The sequence below is a fragment of the Hamadaea tsunoensis DSM 44101 genome, assembly GCF_000428945.1.
In the GTDB taxonomy this organism is placed as follows: Bacteria; Actinomycetota; Actinomycetes; order Mycobacteriales; family Micromonosporaceae; genus Hamadaea; species Hamadaea tsunoensis.
This window is the reverse complement of record NZ_AUAX01000003.1, coordinates 24,585-37,675: the sequence shown is the minus strand read 5'-3', so window position 1 is coordinate 37,675 and position 13,091 is coordinate 24,585. Positions and strand designations below refer to the sequence as shown.

The 13,091-nt window shown below is 71.4% G+C and carries 14 protein-coding genes; 7 read left to right on the top strand and 7 right to left on the bottom strand.

Annotation, left to right across the window (positions count from 1 at the left end; genetic code table 11):
• The first annotated feature begins 59 nt into the window (after positions 1-59).
• Positions 60-1,265: a threonine ammonia-lyase gene (gene ilvA, locus G401_RS0105225; protein WP_027341667.1), complete on the top strand. Its 1,206-nt coding sequence runs from the start codon at positions 60-62 to the stop codon at positions 1,263-1,265.
• Positions 1,266-1,360: 95 nt separating this feature from the next.
• Positions 1,361-2,761 (top strand): hypothetical protein, encoded by a 1,401-nt coding sequence (locus G401_RS0105220; RefSeq protein ID WP_027341666.1) that lies wholly within the window; start codon positions 1,361-1,363, stop codon positions 2,759-2,761.
• Positions 2,762-2,844: 83 nt separating this feature from the next.
• On the opposite strand, the gene G401_RS0105215 is transcribed toward G401_RS0105220, so the two are convergent.
• The 3 genes from G401_RS0105215 to G401_RS43620 all read right to left on the bottom strand — a co-directional run bounded on the left by G401_RS0105215 (position 2,845) and on the right by G401_RS43620 (position 4,903).
• Positions 2,845-3,780: a hypothetical protein gene (locus tag G401_RS0105215; protein ID WP_027341665.1), complete on the bottom strand. Its 936-nt coding sequence runs from the start codon at positions 3,778-3,780 to the stop codon at positions 2,845-2,847.
• Between the two features lie 126 nt (positions 3,781-3,906).
• On the bottom strand, positions 3,907-4,398 hold the full coding sequence (greA, locus tag G401_RS0105210; RefSeq protein WP_027341664.1) for a transcription elongation factor GreA: 492 nt from the start codon (positions 4,396-4,398) through the stop codon (positions 3,907-3,909).
• Positions 4,399-4,462: 64 nt separating this feature from the next.
• The gene (locus G401_RS43620) at positions 4,463-4,903 is read right to left on the bottom strand and encodes a DUF4307 domain-containing protein (protein WP_034590846.1); all 441 of its coding nucleotides are present in this window, start codon (positions 4,901-4,903) and stop codon (positions 4,463-4,465) included.
• A 112-nt stretch (positions 4,904-5,015) separates the two neighbouring features.
• Between G401_RS43620 and mca the strand changes: the two genes are divergently transcribed.
• The 3 genes from mca (at position 5,016) to G401_RS43615 (ending at position 8,867) form a co-directional block, all read left to right on the top strand.
• A complete protein-coding gene (gene mca, locus G401_RS0105200; RefSeq protein WP_027341663.1) occupies positions 5,016-5,912 on the top strand; it encodes a mycothiol conjugate amidase Mca in 897 nt (298 codons plus the stop codon).
• 13 nt (positions 5,913-5,925) lie between these two features.
• Positions 5,926-6,216 (top strand): hypothetical protein, encoded by a 291-nt coding sequence (locus tag G401_RS0105195; RefSeq protein ID WP_051366178.1) that lies wholly within the window; start codon positions 5,926-5,928, stop codon positions 6,214-6,216.
• Positions 6,217-6,482: 266 nt separating this feature from the next.
• Positions 6,483-8,867 (top strand): putative bifunctional diguanylate cyclase/phosphodiesterase, encoded by a 2,385-nt coding sequence (locus G401_RS43615; protein WP_051366313.1) that lies wholly within the window; start codon positions 6,483-6,485, stop codon positions 8,865-8,867.
• Positions 8,868-8,870: 3 nt separating this feature from the next.
• Here the strand turns inward: G401_RS43615 and G401_RS0105185 are convergent, their stop codons facing one another.
• From G401_RS0105185 to G401_RS0105170, 4 genes are all read right to left on the bottom strand, one after another.
• Complete coding sequence (locus G401_RS0105185) at positions 8,871-9,278, bottom strand: YbjQ family protein (protein WP_027341661.1); 408 nt, start codon at positions 9,276-9,278, stop codon at positions 8,871-8,873.
• Between the two features lie 44 nt (positions 9,279-9,322).
• A complete protein-coding gene (locus G401_RS0105180; protein WP_027341660.1) occupies positions 9,323-10,102 on the bottom strand; it encodes an isocitrate lyase/PEP mutase family protein in 780 nt (259 codons plus the stop codon).
• 117 nt (positions 10,103-10,219) lie between these two features.
• Positions 10,220-10,888, bottom strand: a complete 669-nt coding sequence (locus G401_RS0105175) for a class I SAM-dependent methyltransferase (protein WP_027341659.1) — start codon at positions 10,886-10,888, stop codon at positions 10,220-10,222.
• Positions 10,889-11,018: 130 nt separating this feature from the next.
• Positions 11,019-11,654: a PadR family transcriptional regulator gene (locus G401_RS0105170; protein ID WP_027341658.1), complete on the bottom strand. Its 636-nt coding sequence runs from the start codon at positions 11,652-11,654 to the stop codon at positions 11,019-11,021.
• A gap of 159 nt (positions 11,655-11,813) precedes the next feature.
• Here G401_RS0105170 and G401_RS0105165 point away from each other — a divergent pair, with 159 nt between their 5' ends.
• The gene (locus G401_RS0105165) at positions 11,814-12,269 is read left to right on the top strand and encodes a carboxymuconolactone decarboxylase family protein (protein ID WP_027341657.1); all 456 of its coding nucleotides are present in this window, start codon (positions 11,814-11,816) and stop codon (positions 12,267-12,269) included.
• Positions 12,270-12,345: 76 nt separating this feature from the next.
• Positions 12,346-13,035 (top strand): class I SAM-dependent methyltransferase, encoded by a 690-nt coding sequence (locus tag G401_RS0105160; RefSeq protein WP_084556839.1) that lies wholly within the window; start codon positions 12,346-12,348, stop codon positions 13,033-13,035.
• Positions 13,036-13,091: the final 56 nt, after the last annotated feature.

The following is a 13,091-nucleotide window of genomic DNA, read 5'->3' as shown; positions in this document are numbered from 1 at the left end:
TCGCCCGGTACGCCGGAGGCCGCTGTCCCCGGTCTCCCGAAGGGTGGGACGATCAAGCCGTGACGCTGATCAGCCTCGAAGACATCGAAGCCGCGCGGAAGCTGCTGACCGGCGTTGTCCGGACCACGCCGATCGAACCCTGCCGGCCGTTGACCGCCAAGCTCTCCGGCCCGGTGTGGCTGAAGTGCGAGAACCTCCAGCGGGCCGGCGCGTACAAGGTGCGGGGGGCGTACACGCGGATCTACCGGCTCACCCCCGAGGAGCGCGCCCGCGGCGTCGTGGCGGCCAGCGCCGGCAACCACGCCCAGGGCGTCGCCCTCGCGGCCACCGCGTGCGGCGCGCAGTCGACCGTGTTCATGCCGATCAACGCGCCGCTGCCGAAGGTCTCCGCGACCAAGGGCTACGGGGCGCACATCCAGCTGGAAGGGGCCACCGTCGACGAGGCGCTGGTCGCCGCGCAGGAGTTCGCGGAGCGTACCGGGGCGATCTTCATCCATCCGTTCGACCACCCGGACGTGATCGCCGGCCAGGGCACGGTCGGCCTGGAGATCCTCGAACAGGTCCCGGACGTCAAGACGATCATCACCGGCATCGGCGGCGGCGGGCTCATCTCCGGCGTCGCGGTCGCGGTCAAGGCCCTGCGCCCGGAGGTACGCATCGTCGGCGTACAGGCGGCCGGTGCGGCGGCGTTCCCGCTGTCCCTGCGGGCCGGGCAGCCGATCAGGCTGGACACGCTGGCCACGATCGCCGACGGCATCGCGGTCCTGCGCCCGGGCGACATCACGTACGCGCATGTCAGCAAGCTGGTGGACGACGTCGTCACGGTGACCGACGAGGAGATCTCGCGCGCCCTGCTGATGCTGCTCGAACGCTGCAAGCTGGTGGTGGAGCCGGCGGGCGGGGTCGGCGTGGCGGCGCTGCTGAGCGGGGCGGCCGAGGTCGAGACGCCGGCGGTCGCCATCCTGTCCGGCGGCAACATCGACCCGCTGCTGCTCATGCGGGTGATCGAGCACGGACTGGCGCTGGCCGGCCGGTTCCTGCGGTTCACGGTGCGCTGCGACGACCGGCCGGGACAGCTCGCCACGCTGCTCTCCCTGATCGCCGAGCACCGCGCGAACGTCGTGGACGTCGCCCACCAGCGGCACGACGCCAACCTGCGGCTGGGCGAGGTCTCCGTGGCTTTCTCGGTGGAGACCCGGGGATCGGAACACTCCGATCGGCTGCTCGGCGCCCTGCGGTCGGCCGGGTACCTGGTCGTCCTCTGAGCCGGTGCCCGCCCGCGCCGTGGCGGTCTACCATCATCTGCCTCGGCCGGGTGATCGACCGGGGGTGATGCGTCGATCTCAACGATGAGGGCGTGATGAGCACAGCCTCCGCAACGCATTTTCCGCAGGTCAGGCCAGCCACCGAGGGCCGCTCGCCACGGGACTGGATCGCGCCGCTCTTCCCGGACACCCCGGCTGCCGTACCGCACGCGTGGCACTGGCCGGCCGGCGTACTGCTGGTGCTTGGCGGGGCCGCCGCCAGCCTGCTGCGCGTCAACGGGCACGGCGCGTGGGACTCGATCTGGGCGCAGGACGCCAGCGTCTACCTCTCCGACGCGCTCACGCGCTCCCCGGCCGCCGCCCTCACCACGCCCGTCGGCGGCTTCCTCCCGCTCGTCCCGCGGCTGCTGGCCGAGGTCGCCACCCTCTTTCCGGTCGAGTGGGCGGCCGCCGTGGCGAGCACGCTCGCCGCCCTCGTCACGAGCGCCCTCGCGCTGCTCGTCTACGTCGCGAGCAGTGCTCACCTCTCGTGGCGGCTGTCACGCGTACTGGTGGCGGCACCGCTGGTGCTCGCGCCGATCGGGCAGGGCCGCTTCGGCCCTGACAGCGGCTCCGTCATCGACAACCTGGCCACCCTGCAATTCCCTCTCCTGTACGCGACGTTCTGGCTGCTGCTGTGGTCGCCGGTCCGGATCGGGCCGCGGATCGCGGCGGGACTCGTCGTCGCCGGCACCGCCCTCACCACGCCGTACGCGCTGCTGCTGCTCCCGCTGGCCGCACTGCGGATCGCCGTGCGGCGGGACGTGCACGGCATCCTCCTGGCCGGCTACCTGGCCGTCGGAGCGGTGCTCCAGTTCGTCACGTTCGCGCTGGCCGGTGGCGCCGGCGGCACGCTGCGGCCGAATCCCGTCTGGGCCCTCGGGGAGTACGCCCGCTGGCTCGTACCGCACACGCTCTTCGGCGAACGGTGGGAAGCGCAGCGGTCCCCGTGGGGCTACGGGATCGCATCGCTGACGATCCTCGCCCTGGCGCTCGCGGCCGCCCTCGTACGCCTGACGAAGCCCCGGTGGCAACTCGCCATCGCGGCGGCCACCACGAGCGTCGTGCTCGCCTCGGCGGAACTCATGACCTTAGGCGCGACCGCCGACCGCTACCTGTACGCGCCCGGTCTGCTGCTCATCGCCGCCTTGGCGGCCCTGCTGGCGCCCCGGCCCGATCCGCTCGCGCTGGCGCCGGCCGGCGTACTGGCGCTGATCCTGGCGGTCGTGTCGGCGCTCAACTGGTTCGTGCCCAACCACCGCTCCGCGGCCCGGTCCTGGGCGGTCGTCGTCGCCGAGGCGCGGATGGCCTGCGATCACTCGGACGGCGGGCGGCTGCCGGTCGACCTGTCGAAGGTGGCGCCGGTCGGCGTACCGGAGACGGGCGGCGGGGAGGTGTCGGTGAAGACGCACCCGTCGGGCTGGCGCGTCACGATCCCCTGCCGCGACCTGACCTGACCCGCCCGGGTACGCGAAAGGAGCCGGGACGGATCCCGGCTCCTTTGCGTGTTCTTGTCGTGCTCGCGGTCGGCGGGCGCCGATCAGTGGAACGGGTGCTTGTTGTTCGCGCGGACCTGGGCGCGGGTGACCGCCTGCTCCTTGGCCAGCTTCGCCGCACCCTTCACGCTGTTCAGCTCCGCGACGTCGTTCGACTGCGCGACGCTGAACCCGAAGACGTCCAGGATGACGTGCGTGTTGCCGAGCGCCTTGATCGACAGGCCGGTGGTGACCGTCGGTACGCCGTGCGTGTCCGTCCGGAAGCCGGCGCCGACGAAGAACGAGTTCGACGCGTACTGGTTGGCGGCGAAGTTCACGTTGGAGGTCGCGGGCTCGGGAGTGTCCAGCGCGAAGAGCTTCAGCCAGCCGGCGCGGTCCGGGGTGATCGCGGCCAGGTTGCCGAACACGCCCAGCGCCAGGTACGCCAGCGAGCTGAGGTCCAGCTGCAGCGTGGCGCCGCTCTTCAGACGGCCCTGCGTGTCCAGGACGCTCGGGTTCAGCACGAAGTCGAGGACGGCGCTGCTCTTGCGGGTGTCCAGGACGCGTACCGGGGTGCTCAGCGCGATCGGCATCGACGCCCAGCTGGTGTCGTAGACGTACGCGATGTTGTTGTGCGCGATGCCCGAGCCGGTGTCGATCGAGAACGAGTACTGGAGCGGGCCGTCCGGGGTGAAGCCCAGCGAGCCGTCCGGGTAGGTGCCCGAGTTCCAGTCCTTCGGCGGCAGCACGAGCGGCGCCGCGCCGACCTTGTTTTCCAGGGCGAGCGTGCCGGTGGTGTTCGAGCTGGTGATCCCGGTCGTGGCCGTGCCCGAGTCGTTGTCCGCCTTGCCCAGCAGCACGGCATCACCGCTCGCGGCGCTGGCCGGGGTCGCGGCGACGGCCGTGGCCACGCCTGCGGCACCCAGGCCCGCGGCGACGGTTCCGGCCCGGCGGATGAGACGGCGACGGTCGACGGCCGCCGGCTCGAGGGTTTCAGACATACGAGGAATTCCCCTCCGTGGAAGGCTCGCGGTCACAGCGAGCGGCGCAAGCCTTCCAGGAGTTCAGGACGTCCTCAATGGGCCGAAGGGCCGGTATGCATCTCCCCAAGGCCCCTGAAATGCCGCCTATCCGGCGAACGGCTCGAATTTCACGACCGTGACAGTGATCTTGGCCCCGCTCGGTGCGGTGTAGCTCACCGTCTGGCCGGGCCGCGCGTGCAGGATCGCGGCGCCCAGCGCGGACTCGGGGCTGTAGACCGTCAGCTCGGTGGTCGCGGCGATCTCCCGGGAGCCCAGCAGGAACGTCTCGGTGTCGTCCGGGTCGTCGTCGAACTGGATCGTCACGACCATGCCCGGGGCGACCGTGTCGGCCGAGGGAGCGTCGCCCACCACCGCGGTACGCAGGAACTCCTGCAGGTAGCGGATGCGCCCCTCCTGCTTGCCCTGCTCCTCGCGGGCGGCGTGGTAACCGCCGTTCTCCCGCAGGTCGCCCTCCTCGCGGCGGGCGTTGATCTCGGCTGCGACTGCCGGACGGGCCGCGATCAGCTCGTCAAGCTCACCCTGCAGCCGGTCGAACGCCTCCTGAGACAGCCAGGTGGTGGACTCGGTCGATGGCACGGCGGGCTCCTTGGGTAGAGATGGGCGGAAGTTCAAACTTAACAGCGTACGCCAAGAAGCTGGATTATCCGCGCGAGCCGGAATCGGCCGAGGTGGCGGCCGGCGTGCAGGCGACGATCTCGCCGGTGACCGGTCGGGCGGTCGTGGCCAGCCGGTATTCGACCACCGTGTGCGCCGGTTCGGAGCCGGCGGTCACGGCGACGGTGGCCCGGCCGACCTCCAGCCCGTCCGATCCCCGGGCGCGCAGTACGCAGTCCGCCCGCCCGCCGTCCGGCAGGCGCACGAAGAACTGGACGTCGACGGAGCGGTCGGCCGTCGAGAAGCGGGTCACCTCGGCGCTGTAGTCCTGGTCGCCGTACGCTCGGTAGAGGGTGTACCCGATGAATGTGAACACCGCCACCAGCACGATGACGCCGGCGGTCAGCACGCCCCGCGGCGTACGCCGGGCGGTGCGGCGGCGCCCGTAGCGGCCGGGCGGGAATACTGGCTGCTGCTCGCTTGTCACGTTTTCGGGTCCTCCCCACGGAACTGTCGGTGGGCCAGGCAAGAATGGCCGGCGGCGGGCGTTGCCCCGTCGCAGGACCCATCATCGCATTCCACCTCACGGAGGAGACGTCGTGACTGAGCAGCTCAGGCTCATGGCCGTGCACGCACACCCCGACGACGAGTCGAGCAAGGGCGCGGCGACCATGGCCCGCTACGCGCGGGAGGGCGTCGAGGTGCTGGTCGTCACCTGCACCGGCGGCGAGCGTGGCGACGTGCTCAACCCGAAGTTGCAGGGCGACCCGGCCATCCTGGAGAACATCTCCGAGATCCGGCGGGCCGAGATGGAGCGCGCCCGCGAGATCCTCGGGGTCGGGCAGGCCTGGCTGGGCTTCGTCGACTCGGGTTACGTGGAGGATTACGACCCGGCCGACACCTCGAAGCTGCCGGAGGGCTGCTTCGCCCTGGTGGACGTCGAGGAGGCGGCTCGTCCGCTGGTGGCCGTCATGCGTGAGTTCCGCCCGCATGTCGTGATCACCTACGACGAGAACGGCGGCTACCCGCACCCCGACCACATCCAGTGCCACCGGGTGAGCGTCGCGGCCTTCGAGGCCGCCCCGGACCCCGACCGCTACCCCGAAGAGGGCGAGCCCTGGCAGCCGCTGAAGCTGTACTACCACGTGAGCTTCACGCGGCGGCAGTTCGTGGCGATGCACGAGGCGTGCCTGGCCGCCGGCATCGAGAGCCCCTACGCGGAGATGCTCGAGAAGTGGGGCGCCGACGAGGGGCGCGACAACAGCGACCGGATCACCACCCAGGTCGTCTGCGACGAGTACTTCGTGATCCGTGACGAGGCGCTGCGGGCCCACGCGACCCAGATCGACCCGGACGGCTTCTTCTTCCGCGCGCCGCTGGAGCTGCGGCGCAAGGGCTGGCCGACCGAGGACTACCAGCTCGTGCGATCGTTGGTGGACAGCTCCGTCCCGGAGGACGACCTGTTCGCCGGGGTCGCGCAGACCGCCGGCGTCTGAGGAGGATCGGACCATGCTTCACCAGCTCGGCGCGGCCGCGCTCACCACGAGAGTGATCGCCGACAACAACTTCGGGGACACCCGATCGGGCGGCCTCGCCGGGCCGATGGGTCTGCTCCTCATCATCGTGCTCGGCGCGGCGACGGTTCTCTTGATCCGCAACATGGGAAAGCGGATCAAGAGGCTGCCGTCCTCCTTCGACGGTGAGGCGCCCACGGGGCAGGCCACATCGACGGACGTCGGGGCCTTGCCGGGCCGTGACAGCGGCTCCGACGTGCCGATGGACGACTCCGACGCGCGGTGAGAATCTTCCACAATTCCGCTTTTTGGCGCACGGAGACTGTCGCCCACACCAATTAAGCCGTAGCCTTCCACCGGGATTCGCGTCAGCGGAGGTTCAGCCGGGGACCCACAGTGAGGGGGTGCGGTGGCCTGATGAACGACCTGCTCCGTCAGGCTGCCCAAGGTTTGCGCAGCGGCTGGGACCAGGCGGGCGACGCCGTCCGCCGGCTCTACGTGTCCTCCGGCGCCCCCGAACTTCCGCGCCGGGCGCGTACCTTCATCGGGTCGATGCTCGTGGCGGCCCTCGTCGCGTCCGTCGGCGGGCTCGTCCTGTCACCGATCGACGACTGGGCGCGGTTCGGCATCGTGGTCGGCCTGATCTTCGTCAGCCACCTCGGCCGTCTGCGTGTTCGCATCGGCGCCGCCACGTTCGCCACCGCCTGGGGCGACGCGGCCGTCATCGTGGCCGTCTGGATCGGACGCGACGGCTGGCTGCCCGCCGCGACCTTGAGCGGTGTCCTGCTGGCGAACTTCGTGCTGGCCGCGTTCTCCGAGGAGGGCCGGCCGGCGGTCGAGGTGCTCCGGCGCAGCGCGAGCCTGGCCCTCGCGGCCGCGCCCGCCGCCGTCGCGGCCCATCTGCTGCTGGCCGACACCACTCACTTCACGCCCGTCGGCGGTGCGGTCCTCGCCGGCGCCGCGCTCGGCTACTCGCTGCTGACCGTGGTGATCGCGTGCGTCTACGTGATGCTGCGCGACGGCACCCGGTTCGGCCCGCTGATCCGCCGGGCGCTGGCCAGCATCTGGATGATGACCCTCGGCAACCTGCTGATCGGCCTGCTGATCGTCGCCCTGCTGGTGCACGAGTGGCACTGGCTGATCGCGTTGCCCCCGGTGCTGTGGCTGCTGCAGCAGACGTACACGCACCGGCTGCTCGACTCCCAGGAGCGCCAGGGCTGGCACCGGTACGCCGAGGCGATCCGGGCGCTGCGCCGGCACGGGGACCTGCCCGGCATCGCCAACGCGGGTGCCCGCAGCGCGCTGACCCTGTTCCGGGCGACGGAAGTCGTGGTCGAGCTGCTGAACCCGGACGGCCCGACGACCCGCCACACGGCCGGCGTACATCACGGGGGTGTGACGGCCTCGGTCAGCCGGCCGCTGGAGGTGGCCGGTGGCCCCGTCGGCACCTTGACCCTCCACTTCGCCGGGACGACCGGCCTGCGCTCGCGCGACCGGGCCGCCCTGGCCGCGTACGCGGACGCGCTCGGGGTCGCCCTGCACGACGCGGCCACCCACGCGGCCCTGCGGACGGCCACGGAGCGGGCCGTCGACGAGGCCGTCCGCGACCCGCTGACCAAGCTGTTCAACCGGGAAGCGCTGCTGCACCGGGGTGACGAGACGCTGCGCGGGCTGGGCCGCGGTGCCGCGGTCGCGCTGCTGCTGCTCGACGTCGACAACTTCAAGGAAGTCAACAACGCTCTCGGCCACGTCGCCGGCGACCAGCTGCTCCAGGTGGCGGCGGGCCGGCTGGGCGACCTCGTGTCCGATGTGGAGCTACTGGCCCGCCTCGGCGGCGACGAGTTCGGCCTGCTCCTGTTCGACCTGCCCGAGGACGGCACCGAGCCGGCCCTGCGCCAGGCTCAGCGGCAGGCGGTGCGGCGCGCCCGGCGTATCGCGGCCGCCCTCGCCGAGCCGACCGAGATCGCCGGGGTCACCGTCTCGGCCGAGACCTCGATCGGCGTCGTCGTCGCGACCTCCGGCCGGGTCGACATGCCGGAGCTGCTGCGCCGCGCCGACGTGGCGCTCTACCAGGCCAAGGACGGCCGCTCGTCGGTCGTCGCGTACGACCCGACCCAGGACGGGGCCAGCACCGACCGGCTCGCGCTCGTGGCGGAGATGCGTACCGCGCTGCGGGTGGACGACCAGCTCGTACTCGCCCTGCAGCCGGCCGTCGACCTGCACACCGGCGCGCCGACCGGCGTGGAGGCGCTCGCCCGCTGGGAACATCCGCGCCGGGGACGGCTGCACCCCAAGGACTTCGTCCGCGCCGTCGAGGCCAGCGATCTGCTCGCGCCGTTCACCCGCTACGTCATCGACAAGGCGCTCGGCGCGGCCGCGCAGTGGCGTGCCGAGGGCGTCGACGTGCCGGTCTCGGTCAACCTGTCGGCCCGCAACCTGCTCGACTCCGAACTGCCGGGCGACATCCAGAAGCTGCTGGACAAGCACGGCGTACCGCCGCAGCGGCTGGTTCTGGAGATCACCGAGACCGTCGTCATGAGCGACCTGCGGGTCATCGACGAGGTCCTCGGCGATCTGCGGGTGATGGGCGTACAGCTGTCGGTCGACGACTTCGGCACCGGCTACTCGTCGCTGACGTTCCTCACCCGGATCGCGGTCGACGAGGTCAAGGTGGACCGCAGCTTCGTGCGGGCCATGGGCGACTCGCCGCAGGCCGCCGCGATCGTGCGGACCACCGTGGACCTCGGCCGCCAGCTCGGCCTGCGCATCGTCGCCGAGGGCGTCGAGACCAACGAGCAGCGGCGTACGCTGACCGAACTCGGCTGCACGGCCGCGCAGGGCTTCCACTTCTTCCGGCCGATGCCGGAGGAGGAGATCACGGCGGCGCTCCGGAGCCTGCCCGAACCGCCGCCGCCCGCGATGCGCGTCGTGGTGTAGCCGTCACTGCTGAACGTAGGTCCGATAAGCCTGCTGGTGCGGCATCTGACCGGCGCTGACCAGGTAGTCGTACTGCTTCTTGGCGTCGTCGGTGACCGGGGCGACCCAGACCGCCGTGCCGTACGCGCACACCTCGGTCCACTGCTGCATGATCTCGCCGGTGTCGAACCGCATGGCCACGACGGCGTTCGCCCCGCGGTTGTGCGCCTCGGCGAGCATCCGGCCCATCGCCTCGTTGCGGCTCTGCGCCACCAGCTTCGTCATCTCGGGGACCTCACCGCCGCCGATCGAGCGGAAGCCGGCGGTGAAGCTGGCCCCGAAGCGCAGCGAGCGGACGGTCAGCCCGAAGACCTCGCCGTAGACGGCGCGGATCTCGTATCCGGGAACCTCATTGGATGTCACGACCAGCATGCCGACACTGTAGCCACTCGAACAAAGAGCTACTCGAACAAGAGCTACTCGAACAAAGAGTTCAGGGCGTCGTAGTCGAGCGCCGCCGAGACGGCCTGGTAGGTCCCGGACGTGTACGCCTCCCGGGCGGCCCGGGCGGCCACCGCGTACGCGGCTTCGGCGACCGCGGAACCGAGGCTGACCCGGTGTACGCCGACCGAGGCCAGCTCGGCGACGCTCGGCGATCCCGGTCCGACGAGGATGTTCAGCGGGGCCGGGATCTCCTTGACCAGGGCCGCGATCGTGGTCAGGTCGGCCACGCCGGGCACGAAGATCCCGTCCGCCCCCGCCGCCAGGTACGCGGCCGCCCGGCGTACGGCGTCGTCGAAGCCGCCGCCGCGCAGGAACGGGTCCACGCGGGCGTTGATGTACACGTCGGGGTCGGCGGCCCGGGCCGCGGCGATCCGGTCCACCTGGCCGGGCACGTCCCGCAGCGCGGTGGGGCCGCCGTCGCGTACGGAGTCCTCCAGGTTGATGCCGACGGCGCCGGCCGCGACGATCGCCCGGACCGTCTCGCCCACCTCTTCCGGGGTGTCGCCGAAGCCGCTCTCGATGTCGGCCGTGACCGGTACGCGTACCGCGGCCACGATCCGCCGCACGTGCTCGACGGCGAGGTCGCGGGTGAGCCGGTCGCCGTCGGGCGCGCCGAGGCTCCAGGCGACGCCGGCGGAGGTGGTGGCGACGGCGGGGGCGCCGGCGTCCTCCACGACCCGGGCGCTGGCCACGTCCCAGGCGTTCACGAGGACGAGCGGGGTGTCGGCGTGATGCAATGCGCGAAACGTCATGCCCCTGAGTCTGGCCTACGCCGGCGCCCGGCCGAACTGATTCGAATCCGGCTAAAACTTGGGGGCCGGCTAAAACTTGGCGGCCGCCGAGACCAGGTCCCGGCGGCCGATCGTCCACTAGGGACGGCGCAGGCGGACCTCCAGGCCGATGCCCTCCGCGTCGACCTCGCACGAGCCGAACCGGGACGCCTGGGCCAGCCCCCGGAACCGGTCCGCCGTGAACGCCCGGCGCCGCAGCCCGCGCAGCGCGATCCGCGTGAACCAGGCATCCCGTGTGGACAGACCCATCGGCGCCACCTCGGCCGCGATGTCCGCCGCCGTGATGTCGTGGTTCATGTCATGGATGTACGCGGTCCCGCCCGGCCGCAGCACCCGGTGCATCTCGTCGAGCGCGCGTACGGGCTCCTGGAAGTTCTTGAACGCGGCCTGGCAGACGACGACGTCGAAGGCCCGGTCCGGGAACGGCAGCGCGGCCGCGTCGCCGTGCCGGAAGTCCACGGCGACCCCTTCCGAGCGCGCGTACGCCGAGGCGATCCGGACGAACGACGTGCTGATGTCGAGCCCGGTGACCGGGAATCCGAGGTGCGCCAGCTCGACGGCGAAGTAGCCGGGACCGGGTGCGATCTCGAGGATCTCGGCGCCTTCGGGGATCCGGCGGGCGAACGCGGCCGCCTGCGTCCGGTACGCCGCCCGTTGCGGCGCGGAGCCGCGGTTGCGGGCGTACCAGCGGGCGGTCGCGCCTTCCATGGTCGGTACGGGCAGGCGCTTGGTGCCGGGACTGCTCATGGTCTTCCTCCATCGGATGGAGGGTGGTCCCCGGATATCCTGGAGCTGCCGCTTGCCGCCCGGGGTACCACCCGTGTGGTGAGTCGAGTCCCGGTGGCGGTGTTGCCGCACTGCCACCGGGACGTTCCGGTCATCCGCCGTCGGCCGGCGGCACCAGTTCCGGCGGCAGTACGCCGGTGTCGTAGAAGCGGTGCCAGAGGTCCAGGCCGGGCAGGGTTTCGTCGGCGAGCTGCCGGTGCAGTTCGCGTACCCAGCCGAGGTCGGCCTCGCGCAGGGTCAGCCCGTAGTCGGCCTCCATCAGGAAGAACGGGTGCATGCGCTCGCGCAGCGCGGTCAACTCAGCACGTTCCGCGGCGAGCTGCTTCTCCAGCGCCGCCACGCGCAGGCCGAGCAGCCGGGTCGCTTCGCGGGGCCCGACGACTCCCATGATCGACAGGCCCGCCCGGAACCGGGGCTGCTCCTCCTCGGTCGAGGCGAGCAGCTCGCTGACCCAGTCGACCATTTCCTGCCGCCCGGCCTCGGTGATCCGGTAGACCGTCCGCTCCGGCCGGGCGCCCTGCCGATCGCTGTGCACGACCTCCAGGAACCCGTGTTTCTCCAGGTTCTGGACGACCGTGTAGAGCGAACCCCATTTGACGTTCATGTCGCGGTCCTTGCCACGCTCGCGCATGACCGCCGCCATCTCGTACGGGTGCATGGGCTGGAACAGCACCGTCGACAGCACGGCGAGGCCGAGCAGGTTGGTCACCTTCCTGCGTTTCGGCACCTCGTCGCCTCCTTCTACCGATTATTCGTAGACGAGTATACGCGTACGAGCAATGGGTGGCGAGGGCGAATGTGAGCTGAGCCACGGCCGGTCACATCGGCAGGGCGGGGTCCGTCAGCCAGATGACAGATCAACCCCGCTGTGTGGAGGAAAACAGAAATGCAGGCACGTATGAACAACCCGGCCGGCGTACTCGACGCGACCCCGGCGATCAACCTGCTCTACAAGGCGGCGCACTCGGGCGGCGTACCCCAGGGGACGCTTGAGCTCGTGCACCTGCGGGCCAGCCAGATCAACGGCTGCAGCGCGTGCGTCGACTCCGGCGCGCGCAGCGCGAAGAAGAACGGCGAGACCGACGAGCGCCTGTTCGCCGTCGCGGCCTGGCGGGAGTCCACGTACTTCACCGACGCCGAGCGCGCCGCGCTCGCGCTCGCCGAGTGCGCGACCCGCCTGGCCGACCGCACCGACCCGGTCCCGGACGCCGTCTGGGACGAGGCCGCGCGGCACTACGACGAGAAGCAGCTCGCGGCCCTCGTGCTGTGGGTCGCCACGACCAACTTCTTCAACCGGCTCAACGCGACGACCCGCCAGCCCGCGCCCCAGACCTGGGGCTGACCCAGCCGCCGGCTTGCGGTTTGCCGCTTCGGCAAACTTCTTCGCCGGTACGCGTCGGCCGGGTCATCGTGGACGCATGACTTCGCACCAGCACCACCAGCACGGCCACGGTCCCCAGGACGGGCACGACCACGATCTGGCGACGATGTTCACCGCGGAATATTGGGACGACCGGTACGGCTCGGCCGACTCGGTCTGGAGTGGCAACCCGAACCCACGCCTCGTCGCCACGGTCGAGGCCCTGCCGCCCGGCGACGCGCTCGACGTCGGCGCGGGGGAGGGCGCGGACGCGATCTGGCTGGCCGGCCGCGGCTGGAAGGTGACCGGGGTCGACATCTCCCAGGTCGCCCTCGACCGGGCCGCCGATGTCGCCGCCACCCAGGCCGGTCCCGAGGTCGCCGCCCGGATCACGTGGCGGCAGGCCGACGTCCTCGCCTGGACGCCCGAGCGGGAGGCGTACGACCTGGTGTCCGCGCAGTTCATGCACCTGCCGTGGGAGGACCTGCAGACGTTGCACCGCAAGCTCGCCGCCGCGGTACGCCCCGGCGGCACCCTCCTGATCGTCGGCCACCATCCGTCCGATGTGGAGGCGTTCGACCGGCCGGCGCACCTGGCCGCCCTGATGTACCCGGCCGAGCGCATGGCGGGCACCCTCGACCCGGCGGACTGGGAGATCGAGGCGTCCAACCCGGGGCGCGCGTACACGGATGGTGAAGGGCGGACGGTGACCCTCCACGACGCGATCGTCCGCGCGGTACGCCGATGACCGCTGCCCCGCGGTTCGCGCTTCAAGATCCCGCTTGGATCAGGGAAATCACCCGA

Bases quoted from the DNA above. Each gene is read 5' to 3' on its own strand.
- G401_RS43615 (WP_051366313.1), top strand. From the start codon at position 6,483: ATGCTCGTGGCGGCCCTCGTCGCGTCCGTCGGCGGGCTCGTCCTGTCA.
- G401_RS0105165 (WP_027341657.1), top strand. From the start codon at position 11,814: ATGCAGGCACGTATGAACAACCCGGCCGGCGTACTCGACGCGACCCCG.
- G401_RS0105180 (WP_027341660.1), bottom strand. From the start codon at position 10,102: ATGACGTTTCGCGCATTGCATCACGCCGACACCCCGCTCGTCCTCGTG.
- G401_RS0105185 (WP_027341661.1), bottom strand. From the start codon at position 9,278: ATGCTGGTCGTGACATCCAATGAGGTTCCCGGATACGAGATCCGCGCC.
- G401_RS0105220 (WP_027341666.1), top strand. From the start codon at position 1,361: ATGAGCACAGCCTCCGCAACGCATTTTCCGCAGGTCAGGCCAGCCACC.
- G401_RS0105195 (WP_051366178.1), top strand. From the start codon at position 5,926: ATGCTTCACCAGCTCGGCGCGGCCGCGCTCACCACGAGAGTGATCGCC.
- G401_RS0105160 (WP_084556839.1), top strand. From the start codon at position 12,346: ATGACTTCGCACCAGCACCACCAGCACGGCCACGGTCCCCAGGACGGG.
- G401_RS0105175 (WP_027341659.1), bottom strand. From the start codon at position 10,888: ATGAGCAGTCCCGGCACCAAGCGCCTGCCCGTACCGACCATGGAAGGC.
- G401_RS0105215 (WP_027341665.1), bottom strand. From the start codon at position 3,780: ATGTCTGAAACCCTCGAGCCGGCGGCCGTCGACCGTCGCCGTCTCATC.